A 1,178-nucleotide genomic window follows, 5' to 3' on the forward strand; every position below is an offset into this window, starting at 1 on the left:
ACTGCGACGCACGCGGCGGTGTCGTGTGGGAGCGCCACCTTCGCCTGCCGGGGCGGCGCGACGCCGCCGTCGTGCGCTCGACCAAGCTGCGCGGCCCGGACGGCGGCCTGCAGGAGCGCACGAGCGGCGGGCTGTCCATGGCGCTCGACGTGGTGGTGGAGGACGGGGCCCTGGTGTTCTACAGCCGCCGCTATTTCCTGGCGCTGGGCGCGTTCTGCGTGCCCATTCCCGATGGGCTCACGCCGGGGCGGTGCCGGGTCGAGCACCGCGACGAAGGGCCGGGCACGTTCCGCTTCACCCTGGACATGGCGCACCCGCTGTGGGGCTGCACGTTTTTTCAAACCGGTGTGTTCACCGATCCCGAGGAGTGATTCCATGGACATCGTTTTCATCGTTCTGACGGTGCAGGCCCTGATGGGGGCGTTCGACAACCTCTGGCACCACGAGTGGTCCGCCCGCCTGCCGCAGCGCACCTCGGCCCGCCACGAGCTGCTGCTGCATGCGGCGCGCGAGGCCCTCTACGGCGTGCTCTTCCTGGGATTCGCCTGGGTGCAGTGGCAGGGCTGGTGGGTGCTGCTGCCGACGGCCCTGCTGGCGGTGGAGATCGTGATCACCGCGGCGGACTTCCTGGAGGAGGACCGCAGCCGCCGCCTGCCCCCCGCCGAGCGGGTGCTCCACACGCTGCTGGCGGTGAGCTATGGCGTGCTGGTCGGCGTGATCGCGCCCCTGTTCGCGGCGCATGCGGCCCTGCCGACCGGCGTGGTGCGGGTCGGGCACGGGGCCTGGTCCTGGCTGTTCACGGTGGCGGCCGTGGTGGTGCTGGCCTGGAGCGTGCGCAATGCGTTCGCCGTCGTGCGGCTGCGGGCGGCCGTGCCATCCGCTGAACCCCTGCCCGTTGTCGCCCACGGGCCTGCGGTGCTGGTGACGGGCGCCACCGGCTTCATCGGCACGGCGCTGGTGCGCCGGCTGCAAGGCGAAGGCCGGCGCGTGATCGTCTGGACGCGCGATCCGCTGCAGGCCCGCGCGACCTTCGGCCCGCAGGTCTGGGCGCTGGACCGCCTGGGGGACATTCCGGGCGAGACGCGCATCGACGCCGTAGTCCACCTGGCCGGCGCGCCGGTCCTGGGCCGGCCGTGGACCCGCGCGCGGCGCCGGCAACTGGTCGAGAGCCGGGGTCG

General features: G+C 73.1%; 2 protein-coding genes. Both read left to right on the forward strand.

Annotation, left to right across the window (positions count from 1 at the left end; all coding sequences use genetic code 11):
- Nucleotides 1-371: DUF4166 domain-containing protein (locus tag AC27IQ_RS25050; RefSeq protein ID WP_487091228.1), on the forward strand; the 371-nt coding region annotated here is incomplete at its 5' end.
- Nucleotides 372-375: 4 nt separating this feature from the next.
- Nucleotides 376-1,178, forward strand: an 803-nt coding sequence (locus AC27IQ_RS25055; protein ID WP_487091229.1) for an NAD-dependent epimerase/dehydratase family protein, incomplete at its 3' end; no start/stop codon positions are given.

Source organism: Acidovorax sp. KPB24-07 (assembly GCF_057543315.1).